This window comes from Symbiopectobacterium purcellii (assembly GCF_019797845.1).
Classification (GTDB): domain Bacteria; phylum Pseudomonadota; class Gammaproteobacteria; order Enterobacterales; family Enterobacteriaceae; genus Symbiopectobacterium; species Symbiopectobacterium purcellii.
Map to the genome: position 1 here is coordinate 860,414 of NZ_CP081864.1, position 23,775 is coordinate 884,188.

The following is a 23,775-nucleotide window of genomic DNA, read 5'->3' on the forward strand; positions in this document are numbered from 1 at the left end:
TCAATGCAGATGTGCGTTAAGCGGTATCCGGTGTTTTGATTGGCTATTCGCCTTTAAGTACCCGTTTCTTTGCTTATGCCCGCATTGCCCAAGCGGCGGCTCAAAGCACTTTGCGTTATCCCGAGCAGTTTGGCTGCGGCACTCTGGTTGTTATTGGTGCGAATAAGTGCGTCATGGATCAACTGCTCTGTGATTTCTCTAATGGTGGGCAAATTCGCTGGAAAGGTAATCCTTTCACTGTGCAGTAACAGTTGAGTTTGTTCTAGCGCCTTAAAGAAAGGTGCGAGGGACAGTTCCTGACCGTTGCTGATCCCCGCTGCGGTAAAGGTTAACGACTTTAATTCGGCAATATTTCCGGGGAAGGCGTAATGCTCCAGTCGGCTTGCGAGATCGTGGGGCAATGCGAGATAATCCCGCCCCAACTTCTGGCAGGCCATCTCATTAAAATGCTGCAATAACAAACCAATATCGGCGATCCGTTCCCTAAGCGGCGGTAATCGGATGCGTTGTGGTTGCAGGCAGTAGAGCAATCCGTGGGAAAAACCCTTTTGCTCAAGTTGTTCCAGTGGCACTAAACAGCAATCGACACTTGAGAGCGGTTTCCCGTAATGAGCCTTGTGGAAAATAGCGTTTGCGCTGGCACAATTGAGTGAGCACTCTTTGGGTTTCCTCACTTGCCAATGAGAGATGTGCGAGCAGCAAAAAGCCTGAGCCGGCCATATCGAGCAAGCCCGCCTGATTGGTAACGCCAAACAGTTTTTGCTCTAACATCTGCGGGGAGATATCGGCCACTGACAGTGTTAACAAGGGGAATTCTGGACAAACCTGTTGTTGCAGCGCCTCCGCAAACATATGTTTACCCGTGCCAATTTCCCCTTCGATTAAGATAGGCTCACGACTATCGTGCAACGCGGCCGCGAAAGTAAAGCAGTCGTGCATTTTGATGTCAGTGGTGAGGATTCGGTCAAACGCACTCAGATTCATGCGATTAAAGAAACCCTCTTTAATTTGATGGTAACGCCGTTCCAGCCCAATCATCTCCATGGCGCGGCGCACGCCTATCAATAACTGATCGGTTGAACTGGTTTTAGTAATGAAATCGTAGGCACCTTGCTTCATGCACTCTACTGCGATTTCGGTTTCATTGAGTCCCGTCAATACGATCACTCGCACATAGGGAGCATGCTCGCGAATATCCCTCAGTAATTGCCGACCATCAAGGGCGGGCATATTGAGATCGAGTAGCACCAACGCAATATCTAAATCATTGATAAGTTGCAAAGCCTGGCGGCTATTTTCGCAGGTGTAAGTTCTGGCCTCGGGAATATGCCGATTGAGCAACATATCGATGGTGCGCAACCAGCGAGTTTCATCATCGATAACGAGAATATTGCGACTAAGCTTCATTGCACATTCCTAACAAAATTTTCATTTCGGTGCCAATATTGGGTTGCGAATGGATAAGCCATTGGGCTCCGTGTTCGACAAGAATTTTATTGGTGGTTGAAAGCCCAAGCCCAGTCCCCCCTTGCTCACGACGAGTGGTGAAAAAGGGTTCGCGAATACGTGCCTGAATGTGAGGCTGCATACCACAGCCATTATCGATGACTTTTAGGTATACCCGTCCTTCTTCGATCCCGGTTTCAATCGTCAGCAGTGGATGGGGTTTGTCCATCGCCAGACAGGCATTTTGGATCAAATTGATAAGCACCAACTGGAGTTGCAGCTCGTCCCCCTTAATTGCAGGAAGTTGAGGATGGAGTGAAAGCTGCAACTGCAACCGTTTGACATTGTTATGGGTTAACCGCAAGGCGGTTTCAACAATGTGGTTGAGCGCGACAGGCTTAACATTGCTGAGACCATAGCGTGAGAAGTGTTTAAGATCGTGAATGATACAGCCAATGCGCTGGGCGGATTCTTGCACTGATTGGCTGGTATAATTGAGTTCTTCAAGTCCTTGTTGCAGCGTGGGCGGTTGCGACGCCGTGGACGGCGACGCACGTTTCAGATCGTCGATAATATCCTGCATTAGACTCATTGATTGATTGATTGATGAGCCCCACAGGATTATTAATTTCGTGGGCGATGCCCGTGGTCAACTCTCCAAGGGATGCCAGGCGACTGGAAAGTTCGCTCACCTGTTTCAACTCAAAGGGCTCGGTGTAGTCTTCGATAAATAAGGCGATCATATTGCTGGAGATTAAGTATAAATTCAGTTTCCAGCGTTTATTATCGAGAGAAAATTCAATCAATTGTGATTCTTCACCATTAAACCCGGACTGGATAAGTTGTGTGAGCGCGACCTTTGGATATGCCTGTTCGAGCCTTTCTGGTGCTAACAGCCATTGATATTTACCGTTTTGCCAGATTATTTTCAGATATTGATCCAGCAGGATAACGCCGCAGGGAAGGCCGTCTAATACTGAATGGAATTGGGCCGATACTCGGTTAATTTCAGCCTCGGCTTTTTGTCGTTGGTAAAGTTCTTGTTTAAGGGATTGGGTTTTTTGCTTAAGCACCAGACTGATATAAAGGGTGATCAACAAGCCAATGCTGGAGATGATGGCAGCAAATAGCGCCCATTGAAAAAAATCGTTACGTACTTGCCCTAATTCGATTTTTTCCTTGCCGAAACCGACCCATTTATAAATCAAATCATCGAAATAGCCACCGTGATAATTCTGCTCCAGAACGTCACTTACCGCCTTGGAGAACAGCGGGTCTTTTTCGGACATGACTAAATAAAACTGACTAAGAAATAATGGATTGCTCGCCGTTTTGGTCATTGGGAATTGCTGCAACAGGCGACGGGCACAGTAGAATTCGGCCAAGACGAAATCCACTTTGCCGGCGGATAACAGTTCAAATCCCTGCTCATTGGTGACGACGGGCACAAGGGTAAAATCCTGTGGATTAGCCTTAAGGTACATCTCTACCGAAGAGGCTTGTTTAATGGCGACACGCTTTTTACGCAGCGCTGCCCAGGAGTCCGCTTGACCTGCACTGCGCAGGTTGTAGGCGCTGATATAGGTGGGCAATAACGGCAGCGCGGTGTTGAGCGCAAAGGTTTCTCCTGCGGGTAAATCAATCACGGCTAACTGGCGCGTATTGTGGGTTACGGAATACAGGGTTTGCTCGAGCGTTTGGCGATTGATAATTAAATTGTATTGCAACTTTTGGGCAATTTGACGGGCCAATTCAATGTTAAAGCCGGTCTCTTCCCCGGCCTCATTTTGCCACTCAAAGGGGGGGGGGTGTTGCTATGAACATTGAATGTCAGATTTTGCTGCGCAAATCCTTGAACCGAGAACAGGCTCAGCGCTACGACCATTCCCCGTAAATACTGCCAATAGCTCACGCAATACACACCTTCTTAAACACTTCCCAACATTGATGATTGCTTTTTTATGGAGAAGAGTGGCTGAAAGCTTTACTTTACGCTGCTATTGAATAAAGGGAAGAGATCAACCTCGCTTTTTGAAGTAGACGAAATTTTAAATGCGGTTAATTTACCTACGCAGACTGTTATCTCTTTTTTGACAGGGATATCACATTTAATTTACGTGGTTAATGCTACGGTTACGTCATATTCTCTTAAAGAGAATGATAATTAATTAATATTGAAGCGTTGAGTCTCTGCGTTATGCAAAAATGCATAATAGGGTATGCAAAGTTCAAAGTTTTTTACGTTAAGCGATCTATCTCCAAATTCTATCCTCGAATGTTATCCCTTCCGAAATTACGCAGCGTAAATTCAGGCTGTGAGCAATACGCGTTAATAACTCCTGAAAAGAATTGAATAACATAGGGGACACTAATATGGATAATAAATTAGATCAAAATCGTCGAGAATTTTTAACCAAGGGAGCCGTACTCGCAGCTGCGGCAGGAACGCTTGCGCTGACCGCTTCATCTTCAGCCCATGCCGCAGAAGCGGTGGCCACAACGGGCGCCACTGCTTCTGCGGAAGAGCCAAAAGCCATCACTGGTTATATTAAAGAGCCTAAAAACTTAAAAGACGTACTCGGCAATGCGCGAAAAATCATGAGTACGTGCGCAGCCTGTGATGTCGCCGGGGCAGGACGTTGTAACGGTAAAGGTCCGTGCGGGGAAGGCGTTCCCGGTATGGGCGGTATGCGCCAAAGTTTTGTGCGCAACATTGAAGCCTTTGAAGGCATGAGTCTCACAATGCGCAGCCTGCACAATGTGAGCAAGCCAAAAATGGAAACCGAATTACTCGGCGTTAAATTAGCGATGCCCATCTTGACCGGGGTCACCGGTGGTCTCACTTACAACATGGGCGCTGCCAACAAATTAGCGTTCGATGGCGAAGTCATGACCGAAGATAAATATGCGCGCGGCATTATCGAAGGGGCAGCAAATTCCGGTTGTTTAGGTTGGGCAGCGGACGGCATTGAAGATCCACTCGATACCTACAAACGTCGTTTAGAAGTGGTTAAAGAGTTTAAAGGTCGCGCGATTGCGCAAATCAAGCCGCGTACCCAACAGGAAATCTTTGAACGTATCGATCTGGTGCAGAACGCCGGTGCGCCTTTCTTTGCGATTGATATCGATTCCGCAGGTCGTGCCGCTCGTGCATTGCCCGGCAATACGGTTGAGCCTAAAGATCTGAAAAAACTCAAAGAAATCGTTAAATACGCCAAGATCCCCTTTATGGCGAAAGGCGTGATGACGGTGGAAGAAGCCCTGATGTGCGCCGAAGCCGGTTGCGGGGCGATTGTGGTATCTAACCACGGCGGTCGCGTACTGAGCTCGACCCCAACGACCATGCATGTGTTACCCGCCATTGTCAAAGCGGTACGCGATCGCGGTTACAAGATGCCGATTCTGGTCGACGGTGGCGTGCGTGACGGTGGCGATGTCCTCAAAGCACTGGCCAGCGGTGCCCATGCCGTATTGGTTGGCCGCCCTATGCTACGTGCCAGCCTCGGTGGTGGTGTTAAAGGGGTTGAGATGCAGTTCAAACGCTTCCAGGGTGAGCTTGAGTCCAGCATGGTGCTGACCGGCACCGCCGATGTGCGGAACGTTGACCCGGCGATTCTGCTTCAGAGCGTTTGATTGATATAACTCGCTGACGGCTCTATCAGATAGAAAATTCCCTTGGAAATAGCGGTGGCAGCGTAATTATTGCCACCGCTTTCTATCTGGACGAGTGTGATAGGGAACGTAATATTTTCCATGTCCCTGCGCCGGGCCATTGAGTCGCGTTTATACCATTAAACAGAGCCAAGATAGCCTCCTATTGAGGTGCGTGAGAGGTCAAGATAGCTAAACTGCTGCGGATAATTTTCAGAGTCCGCGCTAATGAAAAAGGTCAACAAGACCACCTTCCCCCATGATGCGACGTTTAAACAGTTTTTGACGCATCCGGAGTCTGCCCGAGATTTTATCCAACTGCATTTACCTGAGAAGCTGTTGGCGCTTTGCGATCTTACCACCTTGAAACTGGAGTCCGGCTCGTTTGTTGAGGATGACTTAAGAGCGTTTTACAGCGATGTGCTTTACAGCCTACAGACCCGCGCGGGAGCAGGGTATGTCCATGTGCTGATTGAGCACCAAAGCAAGCCGGATAAGCAGATGGCATTCAGACTGATGCGCTACGCAATTGCCGCAATGCAGCGGCACCTTGATGCGGGAAACAAGAAACTGCCATTGGTGATCCCGGTACTGTTTTATGTGGGCAAGCCGAGCCCTTGCCCGAATTCCACCAACTGGCTACAACTGTTCGACCATCCGGCTTTAGCCAGGCAGCTCTACAGTGAAGATTTCCCGCTGGTTGATGTGACGATCATTTCCGATGACGACATCATGCAGCATCGCAGTATGGCTGCGTTGACACTGATACAAAAGCACATTCGCGAACGCGATTTGTCTGACTTGATGGACCGGCTGGTAACCATTATGCTGACGACTAACATGACCAGACAACAGGTCATATCGCTGATAAATTACATGGTACAGGCAGGCAATACATCAAATGCTGAAGCTTATGTAAGGCAGCTGGCACAACGGGTGCCGCAACATGGAGATGAACTGATGACCATAGCGGAACAGTTGGAACAGAAAGGTATCGAAAAAGGTAGCAAAGAAGGGCGACGTGAAGCCACGCTGGACATCGCCCGTGAACTGCTTCAAAACGGTGTGGAACTGGGTATTGTTATGAAATCGACGGGCCTTTCTGAAGAGGAATTAGCCAAGCTACGTCATTAACGGCGCATTCTGCGAATGCTGCTAATTGCCAGTGGCGTAGTTCCTGCACTATGTGCAAAGGCTTAGCACAACCCTTTTCATTCATGCTTCAATCGAACAAACAGGCTGTCGCCCTCAAAAGGCTCCCCCTATCTGCCGCCTTCACAAAATCAGTCCACCCTTGCATCAAGGGGCGGCGTTGTTCCAGATAGTCGCTGCGGTTATAGGCGCGGCGCACCTCGTTCTTATTCACGTATGCCAGCGTGTGCCGGAGGCTTCAGAAGGGCGGGCAAGGGGCAGCCGTTGCCACATAAATAGGCAGCGGGTCTGGAATCCGATATTTGCCAGCCGCATGGTGTCCATAAGGTGTGGAGGCTGCTCCGGACGAAGGGGGTCATGCGCTTTTTTTTCGGTTTCTCGAATGCCTTGCTGATATGAACGCTGGGGGCGTCATCTATCAGGCCGGTGTTCACGGCATAGATCATCACTTCATTGATACGCCGGCAGAGTCGCCTCACTGTTTCTAACGCACCGCGTGTTTGTACCGGCTGCACGGCTTGTACCAAGGTACGCGCTTTGACATCGGTGATGCAGAGAGCGCCGATGGCGGGAAAGATGTCTTTTTCCAGTGAGCGCCAGATATCGGTGGCGTAATCTTCGGTGATGCTGCTCTTTTTTACCTACAACCAGCGTTCAGTGATGACCTTGAATGTGTTGGCTTCGACTTCAAGTGCCTGCTTGCGTTGCGAAAGCAGGAATTCATACGGATCAATATTCTTTGTCAGAAGTGTTCGTGCGTCGCGGCGACGCTGCCGGGTATCCGCTAGGCTGACTTCGGGATTGGGACCAAAGGTAAGTTTTGCTCTTTTTTGGCTGAAAGGGCGAAGATGACGATATTGCCAGACTCTCTTACCGCTGGTTTTGATCAGCAGTTGTAGACCATCGCCATCATGCAGCGTGTAATCTACTTCTCCAGGCTTGGCGGCCTTGATCTCTGTATCCGTGAGTGGCTTGGTTAGACGAGCCCTAGGTACTTCCGTGTTTAGGTACCTTGCGGTTGGGTACCGGAAGTTGGAATACGTCGAAGGACCTATAAGGACACAAAAAAGCCCGCAGAGCTTGCGCTGTGCGGGCTTTCAGGACTTTATCGGTCGACTCTGGTGATCGCCGATTAAGAATTTGGTGGAGCTGGCGGGAGTTGAACCCGCGTCCGAAATTACTACACCGTCGGCACTACATGCTTAGTCTAGTCTTTACATTCGCCGGTTAGCTGCGAACAGACACGCCACTAACAAACTAGCCTGATTGGATTTAACGCTTCAACCCCAGGCAGGGCATCCACGCGATCTCTTTTGGGTTTGACCTCTCTTGATCCCCGTCCTAAGAGCGGAGGCTAGGGAGAGAGGGCTCAGAGCAGGTTATTAAGCTGCTAAAGCGTAGTTTTCGTCGTTTGCGACTATTTTTTTGCGGCTTTTTACGAGGCAAACCGCCCCTCGGCATGCTCCTAAGGCTACACAATCCCGTCGAATCCAGAATCAGCCCCAAGTACTTCAGTAGTATAACAGAACCGTGACGCCCTAATCCACTGTTAGCGGTTGGCGTTTTTCATGATGCGTGCTTTGTCTGTTTGCCACTCGCGCTCTTTGATATCAGAACGTTTGTCGTGCTCTTTCTTGCCTTTGGCAACGCCAATCTTTATTTTTGACCAGGCGTTCTTCCAATACAGCGAAAGCGCGACCACCGTGTAACTTTCACGATTAACCCGTCCGTAGAGTGAATCTAGCTCGCGCTTGTTCAGCAACAGTTTACGGGTGCGTGTAGGGTCACAAACCACGTGGCTTGACGAGGCCAGTAATGGCTGAAAGGTAGCACCAAACAGAAAAGCCTCCCCACTGTGCAACAGTACATAGCTGTCGCTGATGTTGGCCTTACCTGCGCGTAGTGATTTTACTTCCCATCCTTGCAACGCCAATCCCGCTTCGAACTCTTCTTCAATGAAGTATTCGTGGCGAGCACGCTTGTTTTGCGCAATGGTGGCGGAGCCGGGTTTATAAGCTTTTTTCTTTGTCATAGTGTCGTCATTATACCGGATGTTAAGGGGAAAGACATCACTGCCGCATCAGCGAACGTGCGTTGAGGAAGGGATGCGATCGCCGCCTCAGAATTTTTACCATCCGGGCCATCGGTGCTATTATTCCGCGCGTTTGAAGTTATACGGAAAAAGCCATGCCCAAGATTAGCCGCTCTGCACTGGTGCCCTACAGCGCGCAACAAATGTACCAGTTAGTGAATGATGTCGCCTCCTATTCCCAGTTTTTGCCGGGTTGTACCGGGAGCCGCGTTATTGCTGCCAGCGCTGAAGAGATGACGGCCGCCGTCGATGTCTCCAAAGCTGGGATCAGCAAAACCTTTACCACGCGCAATACACTCACTGATAGTCAATGCATCAGTATGCAGTTGGTTGATGGTCCGTTCCGTCAACTGAGTGGCGATTGGCGCTTTATTCCTTTAAGTGCCGATGCTTGCAAGGTGGAACTGCATCTTGATTTCGAGTTCACCAATGCGTTGATCGAATTGGCTTTTGGCAAGGTGTTTAAAGAGCTGGCAAGTAATATGGTGCAGGCCTTCACCCTGCGCGCCAAAGAGGTATACCGTGCCTGAAATCCGTGTCGATGTGGTATATGCACTGCCAGAACGGCAGTATGTGCGGTCCGTGACGGTGGAAGAGGGCGCAACGGTGGAGCAGGCTATTATCGCCTCAGGGTTGCTGACATTGCGTACCGATATCGATTTGCAGGTTAACAAAGTCGGGATCTTTAGTCGGGCGGCCCGTTTGATGGACGCGGTCACTGAGGGCGATCGTATAGAAATCTATCGCCCGTTGATTGCTGATCCTAAAGAATTACGCCGCCAGCGTGCGGAGCGCTCAAAAAAATAAGGCACATTCTGTGCCTTATTATGCGTGCATTGATCACCACACCACTGTCAATTCAGCGTCGGTTGATTTTTCACGTTGGTCAAAATGCCATCCTGGCTGAAGGTCAGCGTCAGCGTTTGCTGTTTTACCGCCTCATGCCCAGGTTGCTGACGGAAAACGTAGAACCAGGTGTCACTGCCAAAGGGATCTTGCATCATCGGCGTACCCAATGTGTAGGCAACCTGTTGCTTGGTCATACCGGTGTAGATTTTTGCCACATCAGCCGGTGCCAGATAGTTCCCTTGGTTGATATCTGGACGATAAACCAGTCTTTCCAGCGTAGAACAACCGGCGGTCAGCATAACAACCATCGCGGCGATGACGGTCAGCGTTTTACAGCGCATAGTAAATACATTCCTTAAGGGCATAGGTTGCCGATGATAATAGACCTTGCCTGTCTTGAAAACCGGCAAGGCGCTTGTATGACCACCGGAATGCAAAAAAGTTGATTATTTTTGCCTGAACGCCAACGGTTACAGCGGTAAAACGTACCTAATTAGCCATGGTTCGCGATGCCTGCTGCGGTTTTTACGCAGCCAGTAACTCTTTGGCGTTCGCTAATGTGTTTTTGGTGACTGCGCTGCCCCCCAACAAACGAGCCAACTCTTGCAGCCGTGCGCGTTTATCCAGCGGTTGCATTAGCGTTTCAGTGGCAGCACCGTCGGTATGTTTGCTGACAAAGAAGTGTTGATGACCGCATCCGGCAACTTGCGGTAGGTGTGTCACACACATCACCTGCGTGGATGTGCCGAGTTGACGCAGCATTTTGCCGACAATTGCGGCTGTCGGGCCACTGATGCCCACATCCACTTCGTCGAAAATCAGCGCTGGAGTATCCATTTTACGCGCTGTGATCACCTGAATAATCAATGCGATGCGGGATAGCTCGCCGCCGGAGGCGATCTTCGCCAGAGCCTGATGTGGTTGACCGGGGTTAGTCGTGACCAGAAATGCGATGCTGTCTGCACCATAGGCTGTCAGGCGTTCTGGCGAAAATTCCACTTCGATGGAGAAGTGGCCGTGCGGCATGGCGAGTTCATGCATCTGTGCCGTAATCAACTGAGACAGTTCATGCGCATGGTGTTGACGGCGGGTATGTAACTGCTCCGCTGCGTGCAGCGCCTGTTGGTGATATTCGCTGACGGCCAGACTGAGTGTGGCGTGATTGCTCTCTTGTTCTACCAGTTGCTGCTGTTCATCCAACAGTTGCTGATAGAATGCTGGCAGGTTTTCCGGGGCAACGTGATGTTTCCGCGCCAGCGCCATTTGGCGTGACAAGCGCTGCTCCAGCTCATAGAGTCGGGTCGGATCGAGATCCGTTTGTTCGCTGTAGTGGCGCAATTCCTCACTGGCTTCACTGATCTGAATACTGGCTTCTTCCAGCATATTCAGTACGCTACCCAGTTTTTCATCCAGAGTAACGAGTTCACCGAGCTGGTGTTTTGCGCTGTGGAGCATGCTCATGATGTTCTGATCGTCGTTTTCGCTGAGCAGTTGCAATGCATGCTGGCTGAGCGACAGCCGTTGGCTGCTGTTAGCCAGCCGTTTGTATTCGATGTCAATTTGCTCGTATTCGCCGGGCTGTGGGGCAAATTCTTTCAGCTCTTTGAGTTGGTATTGCAACAGTTCACGTCGTGCTTCACGTTCAATATTCGCTTGTTGCAACTGTGCCAGATCGCGGCAGCTTTGGTGCCACTGTTGCCAGATTTGTTGCATGGCAGTAAGCAGTTGCGGTTCGTCTGCGTAGGCATCCAGCAGATGGCGTTGATGTTCAGGTTTGAGCAGCAACTGATGAGCGTGCTGTCCATGCAGTTGGATCAGGTGCTGACCGAGCTCACGCAACTGCGATAATGGCACGGCGGTGCCGTTGATAAATCCGCGTGAGCGCCCGTCTGCACTGATCACTCGGCGCAGCAGGCACTCGTTGCTGTCATCGAGTTGGTTTTGCTCCAGCCATGCGCGTGCCGCAGGGGTGTCGCTGAGGGCGAAACGGGCACAGATATCAGCGCGCTGTGCGCCGGGGCGCACCATGCTGGCGTCAGAGCGGTTGCCCAGACACAGGCCCAATGCATCAATCGCGATGGATTTGCCCGCGCCGGTTTCACCGGTGATAACGCTCATCCCTGATTGAAAATCAATTTCTAACTCACGTACGATAGCGAAATGACTGATAGTGAGCTGCGCCAGCATGAATCACCTTCCTGTATGTAACAATAGACTGTAATTGCATACAGTATAATGCCGTTTTTTAACCAGTAAAGTGGCCAGCGCGAAATTTTAAAATAATTTTTTTGACCACCCTAATTTTGTGCTTAGTGTATTGAAATAGCTGTAGTTTTCTGGGTGTATCAAATTTAACGAGTATTGGCTGCGGGTAATCAGTACCTCTTCCCCTTCCTGTACTGGCAGGGTTATCTGGCTATCACAACTCAACTCCAGATCGTGGGTGATATGAGAAAATTTCAGACGGATGGTGCTGCTGCTGTTTATCACCAGTGGGCGCGCTGAAAGCGTATGGGGAAACATTGGTACCAGTGCGATAGCATCCAGTGTCGGTGTCAGGATGGGGCCGCCACCGGAAAGCGAGTAAGCGGTGGAACCGGTTGGTGTTGAGATAATCAGGCCGTCCGAACGTTGGGAAAAGGCGAAACGATCGTCAATATAGACTTCGAACTCAATCATATGGGCGACTTTACCGGGGTGCAGTACCACTTCATTGATCGCCGTGCTGGTGCTGTCTGGTTGATTACGACGGCAGACGTGCGCTTCCAGCATAAAGCGCCGTTCGCTCAGGTAGCGTCCTTCCAGCACCTCGGTAAGCTGCTGCTGCGCCTGATCGGGATCGAGATCGGTCAGGAAACCGAGATTTCCCCGGTTGACGCCAATCACATCAATGTCATAGCGAGAGAGCACGCGCGCGGCACCTAACATGTTGCCATCGCCGCCTACCACCACGGCCAAATCGGCTTGCAGGCCGATCTCCGCCAGACTGCCAGTCAGCGCGTCGGGCAAGTTTAGCTCGTGGGCGATATGCTGCTCGAGCATCACTTGGTAGCCCTTGCCGTGTAGCCAGTGATACAACATCTCATGTGTCGCCAGTGCCGTGGGGTGGCGCGGGTGGCCCACAATGCCAATGCAATTGAACTGTTTCGTCATCGTTATGCTTTTCCTTACCCTGAGCCGCCCGGTATCACGAAATCTGTCGGTATATGTGACTACTTCTCTTGAATCCCCGGTTTTCATCCCCATAATAAGCGAACAAGCGAGATGAATGCTAAAACCGCGGAGAATTTCATGAGTAGTAAAGAACAGAAGTCGCCTGACGAGCAAGTCGTAGATCAAATGGAAGCGGAACAGGGGCAACATGCGGAAGTGGAACCTGCAACGACAGACGTCGCCGATCCGCGTGATGAACGTATTGCCGAATTGGAAGCGCAACTGAACGAACTACAGCAGCGTGAGCGCGATACCGTGCTGCGCGCGCGTGCCGAAACGGACAATATCCGCCGTCGCGCTGAAATGGATGTGGAAAAAGCGCACAAATTTGCGCTGGAAAAATTTGCGGGTGAAATGCTGCCCGTGATTGATAACCTCGAACGTTCACTGGATGCCGCCGATCGCAGTAATGAGTCCCTTGCCTCGTTGATTGAGGGTGTGGAACTGACGCTGAAATCGTTGCTGGATGCCGTGCGCAAGTTTGGTATCGAGGTGGTGGGTGACGTGAACGTGCCGTTTAACCCGGAAGTGCACCAGGCCATGACCATGCTGGAATCGGCCGACCATGCACCTAATTCCGTCATGATGGTGATGCAAAAAGGTTACACCCTGAACGGCCGCTTGCTGCGTCCCGCCATGGTTGCCATTTCCAAAGCGAAGGGCTGATTTCCCTGAGCGACCCGCGCGTGCCGTGAAGGCAGGCGTAACAAATTGAAATCAATAAAAACCCCAAGTGACTTTACCTTGGGGTTTTTTGTTTATATTTTGTTAACAATATGGCGCAGATCACATTTACAGTAATGTGCACGTGCTGGGGCGGTGATAGCAGAGAGGTCATCGTGAACCTATCAGGCTAAACGTATCTCCCTGCTAAATATGTTGGTTTTAGCTATTGCAGCAATCCGTTTTACCACTCCAAATGCACTTGATAATCATTATCACTCATGACAGAGTGAATCATTATAGAGGTAATAAAGGGCCATTGTATGCCGGGAAGCCGAGTGATAGAGACTGCCAGCCGCACGTCAAGGAAGCTTAAACTTTCCCTGATGGGGCCCGCATTTATAGCGGCGATTGGCTATATCGATCCAGGTAACTTCGCCACCAATATTCAATCAGGGGCGGCCTACGGTTATCAATTGCTGTGGGTGGTGGTATGGGCCAACCTGATGGCGATGCTGATCCAGTTGCTTTCTGCCAAACTGGGGATTGCCACCGGAAAAAATCTGGCTGAGCACATTCGCGATCGTTTCCCTCGCCCTGCGGTGTGGGCCTATTGGGTGCAGGCGGAGATCATCGCCATGGCAACCGATTTGGCTGAGTTTATCGGTGCTGCCATCGGCTTTAAGTTGCTGTTGGGGGTTTCTCTGCTTGAGGGCGCGATACTGACCGGTATTGCGACCTTCCTGATTCTTGCACTGCAACAGCGTGGTCAAAAGCCGCTGGAGATGATTATCGGCGGACTGCTGCTGTTTGTCGCTGCTGCGTATATTGTCGAACTGATCTTCTCGCGTCCTGAAATGGCCTCGCTGGTGCGTGGTATGGCGGTGCCGCAGTTGCCCACCTCGGATGCGGTGTTGCTGGCCGCTGGGGTGTTGGGCGCCACCATTATGCCGCATGTGATTTACCTGCACTCTTCATTGACCCAGCAAGGTGAAGACCACACCCGTGCCGAACGCTATGCTGCGACCAAGATTGACGTAGCAGTGGCGATGACCATTGCCGGATTCGTCAATCTGGCGATGATGGCTACCGCGGCGGCGGCGTTTCATTTTAGCGGCAATCAGGATATCGCCGATCTGGAGCGTGCTTATCTCACCCTCGATCCACTGTTAGGGAAGGCAGCAGCGACCATTTTCGGCTTAAGCCTGGTGGCTGCGGGGCTCTCTTCTACCGTCGTGGGGACGCTGGCTGGTCAAGTGGTGATGCAGGGGTTCATCCGTTTCCATATTCCACTGTGGGTGCGGCGCACGGTCACCATGCTGCCTTCGTTTATTGTGATTATGTCCGGTATGGAACCCACTCGCGTGTTGGTGTTGAGTCAGGTGCTGCTCAGTTTTGGTATTGCGCTGGCGTTGGTACCGTTGTTGGCGTTTACCGGAAATCGGGCGTTGATGGGATGCATGGTCAACGGTCGTTGGGTTCAGAATGCTGGTAATGTAATTGTTTTTTTTGTTGTTTCTCTCAATGCCTATCTGCTGATCAGTACATTTTTCCTCAACTGATACGGCATAATATTTCTCACGTCTAACGGATTGTCGTCACAATAAATGTGATGGCAGTCCATTTTTTTTATCAAAAGGCTGGCGCTCATTTTTCCTCCTCTCTATTATCTGGATCATTAATACGAACAGCGTTCTCATATGCGAACAGTGAGGGGTGAGAGATGCCAACTTTTGATTACAGTAATCCCGTCAAATTTCATTTTGGGTTAGGACGACACAAGCAAGTGGGCGACATTGCCCATCCTTACGGTAAAAAGGCGCTGCTAGTGGCGTCAGACAGTTCCAAACCCACCGGGCAGTTGCAGGCGGTGCAGCAGTCGCTGACGGAAGCGGGCGTCGCATTTGTGGTTTACGATCGCTTTATGCAGAACCCGCTGTCCACGCTGGTGGCTGAAGGGGCGCAGGTCGCTGCCGATGAAGGATGCGATCTGGTGATTGGTCTGGGCGGCGGCAGCGCGATGGACATGGCGAAAGGGATTGCCTTTTCTGCGGTCAATGAAGGTAGCATCTGGGATTACGTGTTTGGTCGTAAAGTTGGCACCCGGGCGTTGCCGATCATCCTTATCCCAACGACCGCAGGCACCGGCAGTGAAGCTAACCGCACCGCAGTATTCACCAACCCGGAAACCAATGACAAGAAAGGCTTGGTGAATCCGCTCATCTACCCGAAGGCGGCCATTATCGATCCTGAATTGATGCTGACTCTGCCAAAACGCGTGATCGCCGGGCCGGGAGCCGACGTGCTGTTCCATGCTCTTGAATCTTTCATTTCCAAGAATGCCACGCCGTTCAGCGAAATGCTGTCCCTGCGCGCGATTGAGCTGATTGCGCAGAACCTGCCGCTGGTCTATGACGATGTCACCAACGTCGCCGCCTGGGAGAATGTTACGCTGGCCAGTTCCCTGGCAGGCATGGCAATTGACTGTGCTGGCACCACGCTGCCGCACGCGTTGCAGCATCCGATGGGCGGCCTGCTGGATGTGGTGCACGCGGAAGGTATCGCGGCCATTTATAAGCCCTTTATGGAATATACCTGGCCTGCGGCGCCGGAGAAATTTGCCGCTATCGCCAAAGCCATGGGCGTGGATACGCGTGACATGAGTCAGGAGCAGGCAGCGGAAAGCAGCGTGGCAGCGGTTCATCAATTCCTGACCGGCATTAATATGGTACCTACGCTGACGCAATTGGGCGTTAGAGAAGAGCACTTCGATTGGCTGATTAATAATGTATTAACCACCATGAAATTCGTGCTGTCGAATAATCCACGTGTACCCGACGGAGAAAAAATTCGGGAAATTTATCAGGGCTGCTTGTAATTCTATGTGCGTTATCCACCAGGGATAAACGCTTATTTATCTGGTGCGTGGTGTCATTAATAGCAACCCGCATCAGACAATAAAAAGCTATTCCACCTGACGAGATTTTTTCGTCAGCGGACTTCTGTACCCTATTTTTGATGCCCGTTATAAATGTTATGACAATAAGAGGCTAGCGATTATGTTTGTGGTTATTGATTGTGGTTCTACCAATACCCGCCTTTATCTGATCAACGATCAGGCGGTAATCAGTAAAAATGAAATTCCCGTCGGGGTAAACAGCACGGCTGCGACCGGTAATAATGCCGCGTTGAAGGAGGGCATTGCCGCTGGTTTTCAACAACTGCTGGCGCAGGAAAGTCTGACACTCAACGATGTGCGTTTTGCCATCGCTTCAGGGATGATCACCTCTAACCTGGGGCTGGTAGAGATCCCGCACCTGACCGCGCCGGTCAACATTGACGATCTTGCCACCTTTGCCCGTCAGTATCGCGATCCGGATATTTTCCCGGTTGATATCCCGGTGTTGTTTATTCCCGGCATTAAAAATGCGGCTGGCAAGGGAGGTTGGGAAGGGATCGCATCGCTGGATTTAATGCGTGGTGAAGAAACACAGGCGATTGGCGTGTTGAGCCGCTATAAGCCTGCGTTGCCGTGCAGCATCATTGAGTTGGGATCGACCACCAAGCTGATTCACATTGATGCGCAAGGAAGACTGGCAGGCAGCATGACATCGCTGAGCGGTCAGGTGTATGCCGCTGTCCTGAAAGAAACCTTTATCGGCTCCAGTGTTAAAAGTGCTGATCCCCAATCTGACTGCTTCTCTGAGCAGATTGCCGATGCAGCCTACCGCAGCGTCCAGCAGAGCGGGCTGTTGCGCACCATCCTGCTGACCCGTTTTATTCAATTCTCACTGGATACCCAACCGGCGGAGCGCAAGCTGTTCTGCGAAGCAGCGATGGCGGCTGATGACATGAAACTGTTTGCCGATGCCCAACAGCAAGGGTTTGACCTGAACGGTGAGGTGATTTTTGTTGGCAACGCGCAGCGCTGCCATATCTACCAGCACATGATGAAAAAGGTGCTCGGTCTGACGCGCCCAGCGACGCTTATCACCGCGCGGGACGAGATTGACAGGCTGGTGGTGGAAGGGGCGGGCTATATCGCCGCTCGCGTTGAACTGGGGCAACAGGGCTGAGGCAGGAGAGAAAAATGTATTCCGTTACCATCGATACCGGCACCACTAACACGCGCGTTTTTGTCTGGCAGGACAATCGCATTATAGCTGAAGCCAGCCAGGCAGTTGGCGTGCGCGACACGGCCATTACTGGCAGCAAAGAAACCCTGACGCGGGGCGTACAGGCCGCTGTTCAGGCTGCACTGGCACAGGCGGCGTTACCGCCAGGGGCCAAGGTGACCTACCTGTCTGCGGGTATGATCACGTCCAATGTCGGCCTGTGTGAGATCCCGCACGTTGTGGCACCCGCGGGCATTAACGAATTGGCCGCGGGCATGGTGCAGCAGATCATTCCAGAAGTGAGCGATCAGCCGATTTGGTTTGTTCCCGGCATTCGCAACAACGACGGTGCGGTTGCGCCGGAAAACGTCGAAAAAATGGATGTGATGCGCGGTGAGGAAGTGGAAACCATCGGTGCCATTGCCGCGCTGGATATTCGTGGCCCGGCGCTGATTATCCAGCCGGGTTCCCACTCCAAATTCATTAAAGTCGATGCAGATAATCGCATTGAAGGCTGCGTAACCACCATTGCCGGTGAGTTGCTGGATGTCATTACGCAACGCACCATTCTGGCCAGTTCGCTGAAACACCAGTTCGCCAATGAAGTAGAAGCGAAGTTTCTGCTGCAAGGTGCACATGATTGCGCTGCCGTCGGTTTGGCACGCAGCTGCTTCTCGGTACGCATTCTCGATATGTTCGCGTCACTGAGTGATAACCAAAAGGCGAACTATTTGCTCGGTGCAGTATTACAAACGGATATTCTCGCGATCAAAAACAGCAAAGCGCTGAATATCTCCTCGGATGCCACATTAGTGATTTGTGGCAAAAAAATATTAAAGAATGCCTTTGAAATATTAATTAAGGATGATGCCTTTTTTACCGGTGACGTGGTGGTGATTGATGATAATCAGCCGTCGCTGTCTGGCTTAGGTGCATTGGAAATTGCCCGGGTCAGGAAAATTATTTAACGAACATTCCGCCTACTGGCAGGCAGAAGAATGTCATTACCTCTTACCCTACAGGTATTATTATAGGAATATCACGATGAGTACTCTGGTTAATACCGACACCGCGAGTAAAAAGATCGGCAAGAAACGGTGGTTTGTCGTTTTCTTGTTATTAGTTGGTGGCGTTATCAATTATCTCGACCGCGCTGCATTATCCATTGCCGCACCTGACATGATGAAAGATCTGCATTTAACCAATACTGATATTGGCTTGATGGGGTCCGTGTTTGCACTGATTTACGCCATGTGCCAGCTGCCTTCCGGCTGGTTGGTCGATAAATTTGGGCCGAAGAAAGTCTACAGCTGGGCTATCGGCCTGTGGAGCGGTGCCACCATGCTGACCGGCGCTTGCAGCAACCTGACCACGCTGCTGTTTGCGCGCGGTATTCTGGGTATCACTGAAGCGCCGTGCTGGCCGGGTGCAGCGAAAATTACTGCCTCCTGGTTCCCGAAAAAAGAACGCGCACTGGCAACCGGTTTCTGGGATGCCGCATCCAAATGGGGTCCTGCCATTGCACCACCGATTCTGGTTGCCATTATTGTACCGTTCGGCTGGCGTGCCTTGTTCTTTATCGCCGGTGGTATTGGCCTGATCTTCCTTGTGTTTTTCATCTTCGCTTACCATCAGCCGGAAAAGCACCCGACGCTGAGCAAAGAAGAGCTGGATTACATTAAAGAAGGGGGCGGCGGTACCGCTGAGAAACTGGGCAACAGTGAAGTCACCATTAGCTGGGGCGGGTTGTTCAAGTACAAATGCGTGTGGGGCATGATCCTGGGCTGGTTCTGCTATGTGTGGATGATGAACATTTTCACCACCTTCCTGCCGCTCTATTTGATGAAAACCCAGAACATCGAACTCAAGGCGTTGGGCATCTACGCCAGTATCCCTTACTTCGGCGGTATCGTTGGGGCCATTGGCGGCGGGTATCTTTCCAAATGGCTGATGGACAGGGAAATTTTCAGTGATTCACTGGTTGCCAAACGCGTCACTATCAGCATCTCCGCGCTGCTGGCAGGTGTTGCAGTCGTGGCTATTCCGTTCGCGACCAGCCTGACCGGTACGCTGGCTCTGTTGGTGATTGCCATGGCGCTGCTCTCAGCGCTTTCTGCAACCGGTTGGGCATTACCGGGTGATGTCGCTCCGGCATCCATGGTGGCCTCCGTGGGCAGTATCCAGAATTTCGGCGGTTACTTTGCCGGTTCACTCTCACCGTTGGTGACCGGCATGATCGCCGATGCCACCGGTTCTTACACCATGGCATTTGTCAGCGGCGGGATCATCGCTGGCTGTGCTGCCCTGTGCTACTGGTTCATCGTCAGAAAACCGATCGTCGCTAACGCATGATCGCAGTGAAGGCGGCCTCGCGCCGCCTTTTTCGCCGTTTGTTGCAGTCGATTTAATAGTTAATTAAAGGGTTATGAGGTTATCAATGATTAAGCACCGAGTGATTCACGCCATAGAAGAAACGGGCATTATCGCGATTGTCAGAGGGACAAAACCCGAGGAGGTGATCCCCGTGGCACGCGCGCTCTACGATGGCGGCGTGCGCGTGTTGGAAGTGACCTGCAACACGTCAGGTTATCTGCGCAGTATTGAAGCGCTCACGGTGGAGTTGGGCGATAAAATGTGGATCGGTGCGGGAACCGTGATCAATCCGGTCATTGCGCAGTTGGTGATGGATGCCGGAGCCAATTTTGTGCTGGCACCGGATTTTAATCCGCAGGTGGTCAGCATGGTGCATGAAAAGCAGAAGCTGATGATTCCCGCCGTCGTTACGCCGTCTGAAATCTTGCAGGCGTGCCGTATGGGCGTCGATTTGTTGAAGCTGTTTCCGGCTAACGGTTTGGGCGTCAACTACCTGAAAGAGTTGCAGGGGCCGCTTAACAATCTCTCGATCATTCCTGTTGGCGGCGTGACGCTGAATAATGTCGCAGACTTTGCACAGGCGGGGGCATTTGCCGTTGGGGTAGGCAGCGAACTGATCAATAAAACGTTAGTGGCCGAGCAAGCATGGCAACAGTTAACCGAACTGGCGCAGACCTTTATTACGCGTTTTCGGGAAAATAAAAAGCCGGATGACGTTTGTTACCCTCTCTGATTGACTATCATCTTCCGATAATGGCTGCCTGCTGCACTATTAACGCGGGTTGCCCTTATCGGGCTCTTTTATTTTTTCTTACCGCTATGGTTATCTTGTATAATCCCGCGCAAGCGAATGCATGGGGATGGATGGCGTGGAAAAAATCAATCGCTCGGTGGCCAGAGCGCTGGATATGCTGGAGTTGGTCGCAGGAACGCGGGATGAGTTAACCATAACGGAAATCAGTACTCAATTAGGCATACCGAAAAGCACCACCTTCGATATTATTTATACGCTGGTGGATAAAGGCTACCTTGAAATCGCCAATCCCCGTGTCAAATCTTTCCGTCTGGGGCTTAAACTGTTCCAGACCGGTGCGGTTTATCTCGATCAAACGCCGTTTCACGAAGCCGCACGTTCGGTGCTGGAAGAACTGGCTGCCAGCGCGCAGGAAACCTCGTTCCTGGCGATGGAAAACGACGGTATGCTGGTGTATCTGGATAAAGTGGAGAGTGCTGCATCAGTGCGTACCTCTGCGCGCATCGGCTCCAATAACCCGCTTTATTGTACTGGCCTTGGGAAGGCGCTGCTGGCGACGATGCCGGATGAACAGGTCAAAGCCATTCTCGATAAAACCGGCGGTTTGCAGCCAATTACGCCTTTTACCGTGACGGATGAAGCGCGTTTTTTCGGCGTGCTGAACGAAGCGCGCCAGCGCGGCTACGTGATTGACGATCGTGAACATAACGCGGAAGTCTTTTGTGTCGCAGCCCCTATTTATAACGCTCGGGGTAACGTGCAAGCGGCGCTGAGTATTGCCAGCCTGTTTTCCAAAGTAAAAGATAACCCTGAGCGTATTGCTGAGCTGGTTTCGCTGATATCAACGGCGGCGCTCACGCTATCGCGTCGTATCGGTTTTCGTGGTGAACATCTGTATCAGGAGTTTCGTTAAGTCAGCCGCGTGTTTTCGCGCGTGATGGAGTGTTGTGATGTCGTCTCCCATAAAGCTCATTGAAAAAAAACTGCTGTCCGATAACTGGTATGTATTGCACAACTACACGTTCGATCTGCAACGTAAACAGGGCGGTGTGGTGCGACAGCGGCGTGAAGTTTATGACAAAGGCGATGGCGCCACCATTCTGCTCTATAACCGGGATAAAAAGACGGTAGTGTTGACGCGCCAATTTCGCATCCCGACTTACCTCAACGGTAATGAGAGCGGCATGCTGTTGGAAACCTGTGCTGGCCTGCTGGATGCGTTGTCGCCGGAAGCGTGCATCCGTAAGGAAGTCATGGAAGAAACCGGCTACCGCATCGAGCAGGTCGAAAAACTGTTTGAAGCCTACATGTCGCCCGGTAGCGTGACGGAAAAGGTGCATTTTTTTGCCGCAGAATACGCGCCTTCCCAACGTCTGGCGTGCGGCGGTGGCGTGGATGATGAAGACATTGAGGTTATCGAACTGCCGTTTACTGACGCGCTGGCGATGATCAAAGACGGGCGTATCTGTGATGGTAAAACCATCATGCTGCTGCACTATGCGCAACTACAGGGGTGGTGTGCAGCGTAAAAAGATGAAGGGGCGTTTCTGAGGCGCCCCGATTGTTGACGTTAGCCTTGGCGTAACAGCGAACGCGCCACACCCACCACGTTATCCACCGTAAAGCCAAACACCTCGAACAGTTTTTCCGCCGGAGCCGATTCGCCGAAGCTCGTCATGCCCACAATCGCCCCGTTCAGGCCGACATACTTGTACCAGTAGTCAGCAATGCCCGCTTCGATCGCCACCGCCAGTTCCACTTCTGAACCGGTAGCAATCAGGATCAGGTCCGGCTGGCCGTCGCTGTCTTTCAGCACGTAAGCGCCTTTCGCCACGTCCGCCAGTTGCTGCGCGGTGCGTGCCTGTTGGGCCAGGTTTTGACGCGACAGGATCAGCGCTGTCGGGCCATCCTTGCGCTCGATGGCGTATTTCCAGGCCACCGCGGTTTCTACCTGATCCGCCGGACGCCAGGTGCTCATGTTTGGTGTCACGCGCAGGCTCGCCATTTGCTCTACCGGCTGGTGCGTCGGGCCGTCTTCACCCAGACCGATGGAGTCATGGGTATAGACGTAGATGCTGCGGATTTTCATCAGTGCGGCCATACGCACCGCGTTACGGGCATATTCCACAAACATCAGGAAGGTCGCGGTATACGGCAGGAAGCCGCCGTACAGCGCCAGACCGTTGGCGATGGCGGTCATGCCGAACTCGCGCACCCCGTAGTGGATGTAGTTGCCTGCCGGGTCTTTATCCAGCGAGACCGAGCCGGACCAGATGGTCAGGTTGCTCGGTGCCAGGTCGGCAGAGCCGCCGAGGAATTCCGGCAGCAGCTTGCCGTAGGCTTCCAGCGCGTTCTGCGAGGCTTTGCGGCTGGCAATTTTCGCCGGGTTGGCTTGCAGCGCTTCAATGAATTTCTGAGCATCAGCCTGCCAGTTGGTCGGCAGGTCGCCAACGGTGCGGCGTTTGAATTCGGCAGCCAGTTCCGGATAGGCCTTGGCATAGGCGGCAAACGTCTCGCGCCAGGCACTTTCTTTCTGTGCGCCAGCCGCCTTGGCATCCCAGGCGGCATAGATGTCAGCAGGGATTTCAAACGGCGGGTATTTCCAGCCCAGCTGTTCGCGTGAAGCGGCCACTTCAGCGTCACCCAGCGGCGCACCGTGGGAATCGTGCGTGCCGGCCTTGTTCGGTGAACCAAAACCAATCACGGTTTTGCACATCAGCAGAGACGGTTTGTCCGTTACCGCGCGCGCCTGCTCGACAGCGCGGGTGATGGCATCGGCGTCATGGCCGTCGACCCCACGCACCACGTGCCAGCCGTACGCTTCAAAGCGTGCTGCGGTGTCATCGATAAACCAGCCTTCCACGTGACCGTCAATGGAGATGCCGTTGTCATCATAGAACGCCACCAGCTTGCCCAGCTTCAGGGTACCGGCCAGCGAGCACACCTCATGGGAGATGCCTTCCATCATGCAGCCATCACCCATGAACACGTAGGTGAAGTGGTCAACGATATCGTGACCCGGGCGGTTGAACTGCGCCGCCAGCGTGCGTTCCGCCAGGGCCATGCCGACCGCGTTGGCGATACCCTGCCCGAGTGGGCCGGTGGTGGTTTCCACGCCGTCGGTGTAACCGTACTCCGGGTGCCCCGGGGTTTTGGAATGCAGTTGGCGGAAATTCTTGAGCGCTTCAATCGGTAGGTTGTAGCCGGTGAGGTGCAGTAGGCTGTAGATGAGCATGGAAGCGTGACCGTTGGAGAGAACGAAACGGTCGCGGTTGGCCCAGTGCGGGTTAGCCGGGTTGTGATTAAGGTAATCGCGCCACAGGACTTCGGCGATATCTGCCATACCCATGGGTGCGCCCGGGTGACCGGATTTGGCTTTTTGCACGCCATCCATGCTGAGTGCGCGGATGGCGTTGGCACGTTGACGACGGTCGTGCGGCGTATCAGACAACGACATAATGGGCTCT

General features: G+C 52.1%; 22 protein-coding genes, 1 other RNA gene and 1 pseudogene. 13 read left to right on the plus strand and 11 right to left on the minus strand.

Features of this window, described 5'->3' with window-relative positions; all coding sequences use genetic code 11:
• Nucleotides 1–53: 53 nt before the first annotated feature.
• From K6K13_RS04090 to K6K13_RS04105, 4 genes are read right to left on the minus strand one after another with little or no spacing between them, the layout of a single operon-like run.
• Nucleotides 54–572, minus strand: a complete 519-nt coding sequence (locus K6K13_RS04090; protein WP_222159653.1) for an AAA-type ATPase lid domain-containing protein — start codon at nucleotides 570–572, stop codon at nucleotides 54–56.
• On the minus strand, nucleotides 553–1,407 hold the full coding sequence (locus K6K13_RS04095; RefSeq protein WP_222159654.1) for a sigma-54-dependent transcriptional regulator: 855 nt from the start codon (nucleotides 1,405–1,407) through the stop codon (nucleotides 553–555). The genes K6K13_RS04090 and K6K13_RS04095 overlap by 20 nt, the downstream gene beginning before the upstream one ends.
• Nucleotides 1,397–2,029 carry a sensor histidine kinase gene (locus tag K6K13_RS04100; RefSeq protein ID WP_222159655.1) on the minus strand — a complete coding sequence of 211 codons (633 nt, stop codon included), beginning with the start codon at nucleotides 2,027–2,029 and terminating at the stop codon, nucleotides 1,397–1,399. The genes K6K13_RS04095 and K6K13_RS04100 overlap by 11 nt, the downstream gene beginning before the upstream one ends.
• The gene (locus K6K13_RS04105; protein WP_252120418.1) at nucleotides 1,950–3,197 is read right to left on the minus strand and encodes a transporter substrate-binding domain-containing protein; all 1,248 of its coding nucleotides are present in this window, start codon (nucleotides 3,195–3,197) and stop codon (nucleotides 1,950–1,952) included. The genes K6K13_RS04100 and K6K13_RS04105 overlap by 80 nt, the downstream gene beginning before the upstream one ends.
• A 622-nt stretch (nucleotides 3,198–3,819) precedes the next feature.
• Between K6K13_RS04105 and K6K13_RS04110 the strand changes: the two genes are divergently transcribed.
• Together K6K13_RS04110 and K6K13_RS04115 are read left to right on the plus strand one after the other, a co-directional pair.
• Entirely contained in the window at nucleotides 3,820–5,079 is a 1,260-nt protein-coding gene (locus K6K13_RS04110) for an alpha-hydroxy-acid oxidizing protein (RefSeq protein WP_222159656.1), read from the plus strand.
• Nucleotides 5,080–5,325: 246 nt separating this feature from the next.
• Nucleotides 5,326–6,231, plus strand: coding sequence for an Rpn family recombination-promoting nuclease/putative transposase (locus K6K13_RS04115; protein WP_222159657.1), 906 nt, complete (start codon nucleotides 5,326–5,328; stop codon nucleotides 6,229–6,231).
• A gap of 88 nt (nucleotides 6,232–6,319) precedes the next feature.
• Here K6K13_RS04115 and K6K13_RS04120 read toward each other — a convergent pair.
• From K6K13_RS04120 to smpB, 3 genes and pseudogenes are all read right to left on the minus strand, one after another.
• Nucleotides 6,320–7,202: pseudogene (locus K6K13_RS04120) on the minus strand (phage integrase central domain-containing protein).
• 188 nt (nucleotides 7,203–7,390) lie between these two features.
• Nucleotides 7,391–7,753: a transfer-messenger RNA gene (ssrA, locus tag K6K13_RS04125) on the minus strand.
• Nucleotides 7,754–7,798: 45 nt separating this feature from the next.
• Nucleotides 7,799–8,281 carry an SsrA-binding protein SmpB gene (gene smpB / locus K6K13_RS04130; protein WP_222159658.1) on the minus strand — a complete coding sequence of 161 codons (483 nt, stop codon included), beginning with the start codon at nucleotides 8,279–8,281 and terminating at the stop codon, nucleotides 7,799–7,801.
• A 155-nt stretch (nucleotides 8,282–8,436) separates the two neighbouring features.
• On the opposite strand from smpB, the gene K6K13_RS04135 reads away from it, so the two are divergent.
• Together K6K13_RS04135 and K6K13_RS04140 are read left to right on the plus strand one after the other, a co-directional pair.
• Nucleotides 8,437–8,871 (plus strand): type II toxin-antitoxin system RatA family toxin, encoded by a 435-nt coding sequence (locus K6K13_RS04135; protein WP_222159659.1) that lies wholly within the window; start codon nucleotides 8,437–8,439, stop codon nucleotides 8,869–8,871.
• Nucleotides 8,864–9,148, plus strand: coding sequence for an RnfH family protein (locus K6K13_RS04140; protein ID WP_222159660.1), 285 nt, complete (start codon nucleotides 8,864–8,866; stop codon nucleotides 9,146–9,148). The genes K6K13_RS04135 and K6K13_RS04140 overlap by 8 nt, the downstream gene beginning before the upstream one ends.
• A gap of 47 nt (nucleotides 9,149–9,195) precedes the next feature.
• On the opposite strand, the gene bamE is transcribed toward K6K13_RS04140, so the two are convergent.
• The 3 genes from bamE to nadK form a co-directional block, all read right to left on the minus strand.
• Nucleotides 9,196–9,531: an outer membrane protein assembly factor BamE gene (gene bamE, locus K6K13_RS04145; protein ID WP_222159661.1), complete on the minus strand. Its 336-nt coding sequence runs from the start codon at nucleotides 9,529–9,531 to the stop codon at nucleotides 9,196–9,198.
• 184 nt (nucleotides 9,532–9,715) lie between these two features.
• Complete coding sequence (gene recN / locus K6K13_RS04150) at nucleotides 9,716–11,377, minus strand: DNA repair protein RecN (RefSeq protein WP_222159662.1); 1,662 nt, start codon at nucleotides 11,375–11,377, stop codon at nucleotides 9,716–9,718.
• A gap of 87 nt (nucleotides 11,378–11,464) precedes the next feature.
• Entirely contained in the window at nucleotides 11,465–12,343 is an 879-nt protein-coding gene (nadK, locus tag K6K13_RS04155; protein WP_222159663.1) for an NAD(+) kinase, read from the minus strand.
• A gap of 138 nt (nucleotides 12,344–12,481) precedes the next feature.
• Here nadK and grpE point away from each other — a divergent pair, with 138 nt between their 5' ends.
• The 9 genes from grpE to nudK all read left to right on the plus strand — a co-directional run bounded on the left by grpE (nucleotide 12,482) and on the right by nudK (nucleotide 21,837).
• Nucleotides 12,482–13,069 carry a nucleotide exchange factor GrpE gene (gene grpE, locus K6K13_RS04160; protein WP_222159664.1) on the plus strand — a complete coding sequence of 196 codons (588 nt, stop codon included), beginning with the start codon at nucleotides 12,482–12,484 and terminating at the stop codon, nucleotides 13,067–13,069.
• Between the two features lie 320 nt (nucleotides 13,070–13,389).
• Nucleotides 13,390–14,628, plus strand: coding sequence for an Nramp family divalent metal transporter (locus K6K13_RS04165; RefSeq protein ID WP_222159665.1), 1,239 nt, complete (start codon nucleotides 13,390–13,392; stop codon nucleotides 14,626–14,628).
• Nucleotides 14,629–14,789: 161 nt separating this feature from the next.
• Nucleotides 14,790–15,944, plus strand: coding sequence for an iron-containing alcohol dehydrogenase (locus K6K13_RS04170; protein ID WP_222159666.1), 1,155 nt, complete (start codon nucleotides 14,790–14,792; stop codon nucleotides 15,942–15,944).
• A 181-nt stretch (nucleotides 15,945–16,125) separates the two neighbouring features.
• Nucleotides 16,126–17,142: a 2-dehydro-3-deoxygalactonokinase gene (locus K6K13_RS04175; protein ID WP_222159667.1), complete on the plus strand. Its 1,017-nt coding sequence runs from the start codon at nucleotides 16,126–16,128 to the stop codon at nucleotides 17,140–17,142.
• A gap of 14 nt (nucleotides 17,143–17,156) precedes the next feature.
• Nucleotides 17,157–18,149, plus strand: a complete 993-nt coding sequence (locus K6K13_RS04180) for a 2-dehydro-3-deoxygalactonokinase (protein ID WP_222159668.1) — start codon at nucleotides 17,157–17,159, stop codon at nucleotides 18,147–18,149.
• 76 nt (nucleotides 18,150–18,225) lie between these two features.
• Nucleotides 18,226–19,533, plus strand: coding sequence for an MFS transporter (locus K6K13_RS04185; protein WP_222159669.1), 1,308 nt, complete (start codon nucleotides 18,226–18,228; stop codon nucleotides 19,531–19,533).
• A gap of 85 nt (nucleotides 19,534–19,618) precedes the next feature.
• Nucleotides 19,619–20,287: a bifunctional 4-hydroxy-2-oxoglutarate aldolase/2-dehydro-3-deoxy-phosphogluconate aldolase gene (locus tag K6K13_RS04190; protein ID WP_222159670.1), complete on the plus strand. Its 669-nt coding sequence runs from the start codon at nucleotides 19,619–19,621 to the stop codon at nucleotides 20,285–20,287.
• Nucleotides 20,288–20,423: 136 nt separating this feature from the next.
• Complete coding sequence (locus K6K13_RS04195) at nucleotides 20,424–21,221, plus strand: IclR family transcriptional regulator (RefSeq protein ID WP_222159671.1); 798 nt, start codon at nucleotides 20,424–20,426, stop codon at nucleotides 21,219–21,221.
• 37 nt (nucleotides 21,222–21,258) lie between these two features.
• Complete coding sequence (nudK, locus tag K6K13_RS04200; protein ID WP_222159672.1) at nucleotides 21,259–21,837, plus strand: GDP-mannose pyrophosphatase NudK; 579 nt, start codon at nucleotides 21,259–21,261, stop codon at nucleotides 21,835–21,837.
• A 41-nt stretch (nucleotides 21,838–21,878) separates the two neighbouring features.
• Here the strand turns inward: nudK and tkt are convergent, their stop codons facing one another.
• Complete coding sequence (tkt, locus tag K6K13_RS04205; protein ID WP_222159673.1) at nucleotides 21,879–23,765, minus strand: transketolase; 1,887 nt, start codon at nucleotides 23,763–23,765, stop codon at nucleotides 21,879–21,881.
• Between the last annotated feature and the right edge of the window lie 10 nt (nucleotides 23,766–23,775).